The organism is Cyanobium sp. Cruz CV13-4-11 (genome assembly GCF_024346055.1).
Taxonomy (GTDB): domain Bacteria; phylum Cyanobacteriota; class Cyanobacteriia; order PCC-6307; family Cyanobiaceae; genus Cyanobium.
The window spans coordinates 1-6,431 of the sequence record NZ_JAGQCH010000049.1 but is presented as its reverse complement, the minus strand read 5'-3'; the positions used below and the strand labels follow the sequence as shown (position 1 = coordinate 6,431).

The 6,431-nt window shown below is 63.9% G+C and carries 9 protein-coding genes; 6 read left to right on the top strand and 3 right to left on the bottom strand.

Annotation, left to right across the window (positions count from 1 at the left end):
* Window positions 1–70: 70 nt before the first annotated feature.
* Both KBZ12_RS18215 and KBZ12_RS18210 read left to right on the top strand, forming a co-directional pair.
* A complete protein-coding gene (locus KBZ12_RS18215) occupies window positions 71–427 on the top strand; it encodes a thioredoxin domain-containing protein (protein WP_254959482.1) in 357 nt (118 codons plus the stop codon).
* Window positions 424–1,245, top strand: a complete 822-nt coding sequence (locus KBZ12_RS18210; RefSeq protein WP_254959481.1) for a cytochrome c biogenesis protein CcdA — start codon at window positions 424–426, stop codon at window positions 1,243–1,245. Before KBZ12_RS18215 ends, KBZ12_RS18210 begins: the two co-directional genes overlap by 4 nt.
* A 241-nt stretch (window positions 1,246–1,486) precedes the next feature.
* Here KBZ12_RS18210 and KBZ12_RS18205 read toward each other — a convergent pair whose 3' ends face one another.
* The gene (locus KBZ12_RS18205) at window positions 1,487–2,062 is read right to left on the bottom strand and encodes an HPP family protein (protein WP_254959480.1); all 576 of its coding nucleotides are present in this window, start codon (window positions 2,060–2,062) and stop codon (window positions 1,487–1,489) included.
* 402 nt (window positions 2,063–2,464) lie between these two features.
* Here KBZ12_RS18205 and KBZ12_RS18200 point away from each other — a divergent pair, with 402 nt between their 5' ends.
* Window positions 2,465–2,779 carry an AbrB family transcriptional regulator gene (locus KBZ12_RS18200; RefSeq protein WP_254959479.1) on the top strand — a complete coding sequence of 105 codons (315 nt, stop codon included), beginning with the start codon at window positions 2,465–2,467 and terminating at the stop codon, window positions 2,777–2,779.
* 311 nt (window positions 2,780–3,090) lie between these two features.
* Here the strand turns inward: KBZ12_RS18200 and KBZ12_RS18195 are convergent, their stop codons facing one another.
* Both KBZ12_RS18195 and KBZ12_RS18190 read right to left on the bottom strand, forming a co-directional pair.
* Window positions 3,091–3,729 carry a pyridoxamine 5'-phosphate oxidase family protein gene (locus KBZ12_RS18195; protein ID WP_254959478.1) on the bottom strand — a complete coding sequence of 213 codons (639 nt, stop codon included), beginning with the start codon at window positions 3,727–3,729 and terminating at the stop codon, window positions 3,091–3,093.
* Window positions 3,730–3,744: 15 nt separating this feature from the next.
* On the bottom strand, window positions 3,745–4,350 hold the full coding sequence (locus tag KBZ12_RS18190; protein WP_254959477.1) for a glutathione S-transferase family protein: 606 nt from the start codon (window positions 4,348–4,350) through the stop codon (window positions 3,745–3,747).
* Between the two features lie 179 nt (window positions 4,351–4,529).
* On the opposite strand from KBZ12_RS18190, the gene KBZ12_RS18185 reads away from it, so the two are divergent.
* From KBZ12_RS18185 to KBZ12_RS18175, 3 genes are all read left to right on the top strand, one after another.
* Window positions 4,530–5,141 carry a TetR/AcrR family transcriptional regulator gene (locus KBZ12_RS18185; RefSeq protein ID WP_254959483.1) on the top strand — a complete coding sequence of 204 codons (612 nt, stop codon included), beginning with the start codon at window positions 4,530–4,532 and terminating at the stop codon, window positions 5,139–5,141.
* A gap of 338 nt (window positions 5,142–5,479) precedes the next feature.
* The gene (locus KBZ12_RS18795) at window positions 5,480–5,830 is read left to right on the top strand and encodes a cupin domain-containing protein (RefSeq protein WP_396101543.1); all 351 of its coding nucleotides are present in this window, start codon (window positions 5,480–5,482) and stop codon (window positions 5,828–5,830) included.
* A 129-nt stretch (window positions 5,831–5,959) separates the two neighbouring features.
* Entirely contained in the window at window positions 5,960–6,367 is a 408-nt protein-coding gene (locus KBZ12_RS18175; protein WP_254959475.1) for a hypothetical protein, read from the top strand.
* Window positions 6,368–6,431: the final 64 nt, after the last annotated feature.

Genomic DNA, 6,431 nt, shown 5'->3' with positions numbered 1-6,431 from the left:
TTGATCCGCAACGACAGAGGGGCGGGCATCGCAGGGCTCCAGACCGGAATCGGAACCCTGTTGTCGCGTCTTGAGACCCGCCTATGTAGTTGCGCGGACCCGCCTACCTAATCGTCGCCGAACAGCCAGCTGGTGCCCGGCCTGCCGCACGATCGAGCCGACCCTGCGTTCACTCAAACAGCAGAAGGCCGGCAAGGTCTCCTTCGTGACGTTCGATGTTTCCGACGCCGTCCAATTGAAGAAGTCGCGCGAACGGGCCCTCAGCCTCGGCCTCGGCGCCTTCCTGGAGGCCAACCGCAGCCAGACCTCGCTGGTGGCCGTGATCGACCCTGCCACTGGCACCACGGTTCAGACCTTCCGGGCCAGCACCGACGAGAGCGCCTACAGCGCGGCGATCAAGAAGGCTCAGTCGATGATCAAACCGTGAGCAGCTCAGCCATGCGCAGGAAAGGACTGGCCTTTCTGGTGCTCCTGGGAGTGCTGGCACTGCTGGCGGTGCTGATGGTGCAATGGCTGCCGGGAATCAGCGCTCAGCTGGATCTGGCCATTCTCTCTGTATCACAGGCGTACGCCGAGCGATTCGAGGCGAGTCCCGCAGGACCCACACTTCTGCTTCCGCTCGTCGCGTTCGGCGGTGGGGTACTGGCGAGCGTATCGCCCTGCGTGCTGGCGATGCTGCCCTTGAACCTCAGTTACATCGGCACCCTCGGTCCGCTCAGCCGGCTCCAGGCCATCGTCAGGGTGGGGGGCTTTGTGGCAGGCACCGTTGTGGTGTTGAGCCTGTTCGGACTCATCGCCTCGTTCGCTTCGGCCATCGTGGTGGATCACCGCGGCCCGGTCCATCTGGTTGTGGGACTGCTCATCCTGGTGATGGGACTGAATCTGGGGGGATGGCTCCCTCTGACCTTGCCCCGTCTGCCCGAATTGCCGCCTGCCGGTGGCCCTTTCCTGGTGGGGATGGGCTTCGCTCTGGTCAGTTCTCCCTGCGCCAGTCCTGTGTTGTTTTCAGTGCTCGCCGCCGCGGCCAGTACCGGCTCCACCCTGTTGTCCGTGATCACGATGGTGAGCTATGCCCTGGGTTACACCGTTGTGATAGCCGCCACCAGCCTTTGGGTCGGCCTGATCAGCGCCACAAGACAGCTGCAGAGCAGGGGCGCAACGTTGACCCGTATCAGCGCTTTGGTTCTGCTGGCGGCTGGGCTCTACTACGTCTTTCAGGGTCTGATCTGGTACTGGCAGAACTGAGCAAAGCAACGATCAGCCCTATGCAGTGAAAGGCGTAGTGGCGCCCGACAGGGGGCCGCCTCTGGCTTCTGCTGAGCGGGATGCGATTCCCCTGTGATGGAGCCAAGGGACCGCGATGCCCAGGGCGGCATCCCGATCGCGATCCGACGGGTACAAGGATTTCCAATCCCCGATCGGGAGGCATTCCTGGCCAGCGACGTTCTCCAGGGCGCGGTTGTGCGCAATCTGGAGCTCCTTGTGATCAGAGCCAATGCAGCGGGTAGGGCATCGCTCCTGGCACCCAACGGCTGAAGGCCCAGGCCAGGAGCACCAGCAGCAGCGAACCGCTGAGCACCGGGAACAGCAGAAAATGCCAGGACATTCCGAGAAAAGCCGCCAGAAAGGCCATACCTCCTGCGGGGGGATGCAGGCAGCGCAGCTGCTGGCCCAGCAGGATCGTGAACGCCACGGCCAGCGCCAGCACCAGGGGACCCTGGCCGAGCAGGCTGACCAGAGCGACCCCGATGACCCCTCCCATGGTGTTACCGAGCACCACGTTGCGCGGCTGCGCCAGGGGGCTGCGCGGGTAGCCGAAGAGCAGCACACAGGAGGCTCCCAACGGTGCCACGATCAGCACCTGGCCGCTCCAGACCGTGAGCATGGCCATCAGGCCTACGGCCGTGAGACCACCGAGGGAGGTCACGCCGATCTGGCTCAGATGGAAGCGAGGCTGAATGCGGCGCCCCCGGCGGCGTTCACGGCGTTGGAGCAGCACAAGCCGCCTCAGCCGTCCGGTGCCCAGCGGCAGTCGGCCACCGCTCATGTCGATGACTCCCATCGCCCTGGCCGCAAAGACAGCAGGTGATCAGGAGCAGCAGAAATGAGCCAAGTCCCCGGAACACGTCTGCAGGCCACATGGACGTGAAATGACCCGAACTGTTGTTGCTCCACCTTGTCAGCGCTCGTCAAGCCAGGAGCCCGTTCAGTCGGATGGTTCAGCCAGTCTGGCTGAGCCGGTGTCGGTGGGCCAGCCACGGAGCGGGTTCGCCCTGGAGCTGGCTTCGGGGCACCAGGCGCGGGGATGTACCGGCGCTGACGGTGCCGGGCGTAGAGATCTGGACCGCAACGGTAAGAGGAAGACCTGCGAAAGCCACCACTGAAGGGGCGGACACCTGCTCCTTCTTGCGCTGGCCACCAACAGCCTGATCATTATGGTCCAGCTGATTGATGCTTCATCACCATGGCGCTCACTGGATCTGAGCTGCTCGCCAAAGACAAAGAGCTGGGTGATGCCTCTAAATCCGATTCAGTGCGAGCCGCCGGCTATGTGAGCAGCAAAAAGGATGGTGGTGAACAGCTGAGCTTCACCGCCTTCCATGAGGCGCTGCTGGAAGCCAAGGGTGTCAGCCTCGGCATGAATGGTGGCAATGGCAACCTGCTGTTCGGCATGGCCTTCACCGGTCTGCTTGGCCTCAAGCCAGGCGATGAGTTCGCGATCAAGCTGGGAAAGAAGCAGATCCGGCTGATTCCCGCCGGTACCGCGGAGGAGGAGTGAAGAACGTGGCTGAATCAATCAACATGTTTCGGCCAAGGGCGAGCCGGTATTTACGTGATGCAGAGCTTTCCCTAGCCTGAGTAACTGAGTCGTTCGCAGGCATGGCGTAGAACCTGTGCATCACGGAGTGCGAAGAAGGCACTCCGTTGCGCTTCAGTTGATGTGACCGGATCGAGGCGGCTCAGCGTCCCCTGCGGGTCGAGAGCGTTGATTTGGACGCGCTGCAGCATGGGAATTGTGGCTGCGGGCATTTCAGGCCTGGGGGTGAACGGCTTGCCTACCGACAGGAATGAGGAGTTCATCAGCGTTCCTCATCCATCAGGGTCTGGATCCGGAGCTGATGATTGAAGTTGAAGCAGTTGGTGCTCGAGAACGGCGATGTGCTCCCGCAGGGGCCGTTCCCGCTCCTCCACTTCTGCTGCCGTGAACCGGGGCGTGATGAACTGCGGGCAGTTCCAGTCGAAAGCCACAACCCGGATGCAAAACAGGCGCTCCACCGAACCCGCCTCGGAATCCTGCGGTCGCAGCCAATGCCCCCCGGTCCGGGCTGGTTCCGCGTCAAGCGGCATCACCTCGGCCTCGCCATCGATCTTGAGCCGCCGCCGGGCGGGGTAATCCATCAGGAAGAGGGCCACCCGCGGATCGCCCCGCAGATGACCGGTGGTGAGCAGTTGTCGGTTGCCGGCGTAATCGGCAAACCCCAGGGTGCTCTCGTCGAGCACCCGCAGGAAACCGACCGGCCCGCCCCGGTGCTGGATGTAGGGGGCACCCGTTTCGGTGAGGCTGGCCAGATAGAAGCTGTCGCGGGCGCTGATGAAGGCGATTTCCTTGGCCCCGAGGCGATCGGGCTCAGGTGCGTCCGGCACCGCATAGGTCTTCTGCCCATAGGCCCCCTGCTGGGCCTCCCCCACGGCGGGGGTGAGATGGCGATGCAGGTAGTGCTGGCTCATCGGTGCAAGCTCCGCTCAGGCGTCCAGGCCCTTCATCGGTACATAGCCCGGCAGCGCCTGGATCCGTGCGATCCAAGCGCGAACGTTGGGGTACGGCACCAGATCGATCCCCCCATCCCCCGCCAGGGCCACGTACGGGAACACGGCGATGTCAGCGATGGTGGGGCGCTCGAACTCCAGCCAGAGCCGCTCGCCCAGATGCCGCTCCAGCTGATCGAGGATGAAGGCGGCCTTCTCGCTGGCCCGCTCGATGGAAATGCTGGTGACCCCGAAGAGGTGATGCAGCCGGGCGTTTTCAGGGCCTTGACGCACCTCACCGGCGGCGGTGGAGAGCCAACGCACCACCCGGGCCTGCTCAAGGGGATCGGTGGGCAGCCAAAGGCCATCCCTCTGGCGGGAGGCCAGGTAGAAGAGGATCGCCTGGGCGTCGCAAAGGGTGGTGCCGCCCTCCTCCAGCACAGGCACCTGAGCGAAGGGATTGAGCGCCAGGAAGGCGGGACGCTTGTGCTCGCCTTTCATCAGATCGACACGCACCCATTCGTAGGGAACGCCGAGCAGTTCGAGCAGGAGTCGCACCTTGTAGCTGTTGCCGGAGAGTTCGTGGCCGTGGAGGCGAAGCATGGCGAGGAGGGCTGAGGGGCTGGAGGGGAGAGCAGCAACCAGGGGTGCCGCACGGGCGCAGAGCAGGACCGGGACGAGGGATGCGGGGAACCCAGCAAAGTAGACCGACCTGTCTGGCCACAAGAAAGGTAGCAGACTGTTCTGTCTATCGTCTAGGGTGCCTGCAGATCGTGACCGTCATGTCTGAGCGGGCCACCACCACCAAGCCATCACCGGCCAGGACCTCTTCGGCCAAGGTTTCCGCCAAGCGGGAGGCCCTGCTGAGCACCGCCGAGGAGCTCTTCGCCCGCCAGGGCTACCGGGCCGTGGGCATCGACACGCTGCTTGCCGAGGCCGGCGTCGCCAAGATGACCCTGTACAAGCAGTTCGGCTCGAAGGAAGAGCTGATCACCGCCGTGCTGGAGCGCCTGGCGGGGGAGATCACCTCCAGCCTCACCGCCCGCCTGGCAACGGCAACCGGCGGCAGCCATGGCCGGATCCTGGCGGTCTTCGACTGGTTGGCCGACTGGGTGCGTTCGCCCGCGTTCCACGGCTGCCTGTTCATCAAGGCAGCCAGCGAGTACCCCGAGTCCGGCGAGCGGCCGCGCCAGGCGGCGGAGGCCTTCAAGGCCGGCTGCCGGGAGTTGCTGGAGGAGCAGTGCCGCGAACTGGGCATCGCCGATCCCGAGCGCCTGGCCCGCCAACTTCACCTGTTGCTGGAAGGTGCCCTGGTGCTCAGCTTCCTGGAGCGCGATCCCCAGGCCGCCACCCACGCCCGAGACGCTGCCGCGGTGCTGCTCGCCGCTGCCTGAATGCGAGTCCGACTGCAGGGGTTGCGCATCAACAAGCCTGTTCTTCGGCGCTCATGGCACACTTTCAGCGCGGATCGGCAGATGACCATCAGCACGAAATCGGGTGTGCCTCCTTACAGTGCTTCCGCATCCGAGAAGCGTTGACCGCCCTCCCGTACGCAGTGAAATCTCAGCCATACAAGCAGAAACACTGGGAACGATCTTCTTGGATTGACGATACTGTGGACGGCATTGACCTTCGAGCCGCCTCGCCCAATCTGTCGTTTTGCTCTGGCCGCAAAAGCATAACTCTCTGGCTCGCTAATTGCTCTTCACCGCACACCCAACCTGGATCCACGATGAATACCCAGCGATTCTTCAAGGTCGCCGACTTTCTGCAGCCGGCAGATAGTGAGCCGATTCGCTCCGTCATTAGCGAGTCGGCTGACGCCGTCATCGTTGCTTGGCATGTCAAACCTGGCCAGACAATCCCGGCGCACGTTCACCCAACAGGGCAAGACACCTGGACGATCCTCTCAGGACAAGGGCAGTACCAAATCGCAGCAACGGCAGCGTCCATTCCGATCGCGCCAGGAGATGTGGTGGTGGCGCACCGCGGTGAAGTCCACGGCGTCTACAACAACGGGAGCGAGCCTTTGGTGTTCGTCTCCGTCGTGGCTCCTGCGGCATCGGGCTTCGAGCCGCTGTAGGCCTCTTGCAGGTCTGGTTGCAGGTCTGGAGCCCTCCCCTCAGGCAGCACCGGCAATCCGCGGCGGCGGCTGAGCGGTACTGAAATGGTTGAGTTCCTTAGCTCAGCTCCCCTCCTCTCCCCTCCTGCCATGCCAGAGGCTCCGGCCCAGGCCACCATCCGCCTCCGCCACAATCCGCTCTGGACCCGGGCCTTCCACAGCTTCAACCTGCTCGTGCTGCTGGTGATGGCCGCCAGCGGGTTGCAGATCTACAACGCCAATCCCGTCTTCGGCGGCCGGGGCGGGGCCACCGTTCCGGAGCTGTTCACCCTGGGCGGTTGGCTGGCGGGCGGTCGCGACTGGCACTTCGGCTTCATGGGCCTCTACGCCCTCAATCTCGGCGTCTGGATCGGCCTGCTGATCCGGCAACGCCGCCGAAAGCTGGCGGACACCGGTGACATCGGCACGCTGAGGGCCAGCCAGAACACCACCAAGCGGCGGCCGCGTCCCTTTGCGTGGTGTAAAACTCGAGGCCCGAATGCCCTGATCAGAGGGTGAACAGGTTGGAATGACGGGCTGTCATTCCGGAGGTGCAGATGTACCTCATCGTTCCACGATGAAT

Coding starts and splice junctions, on each gene's coding strand:
- KBZ12_RS18190 (WP_254959477.1), bottom strand. CDS start 4,350: ATGCTTCGCCTCCACGGCCACGAACTCTCCGGCAACAGCTACAAGGTG.
- KBZ12_RS18195 (WP_254959478.1), bottom strand. CDS start 3,729: ATGAGCCAGCACTACCTGCATCGCCATCTCACCCCCGCCGTGGGGGAG.
- KBZ12_RS18185 (WP_254959483.1), top strand. CDS start 4,530: ATGTCTGAGCGGGCCACCACCACCAAGCCATCACCGGCCAGGACCTCT.
- KBZ12_RS18200 (WP_254959479.1), top strand. CDS start 2,465: ATGGCGCTCACTGGATCTGAGCTGCTCGCCAAAGACAAAGAGCTGGGT.
- KBZ12_RS18795 (WP_396101543.1), top strand. CDS start 5,480: ATGAATACCCAGCGATTCTTCAAGGTCGCCGACTTTCTGCAGCCGGCA.
- KBZ12_RS18205 (WP_254959480.1), bottom strand. CDS start 2,062: ATGGGAGTCATCGACATGAGCGGTGGCCGACTGCCGCTGGGCACCGGA.
- KBZ12_RS18175 (WP_254959475.1), top strand. CDS start 5,960: ATGCCAGAGGCTCCGGCCCAGGCCACCATCCGCCTCCGCCACAATCCG.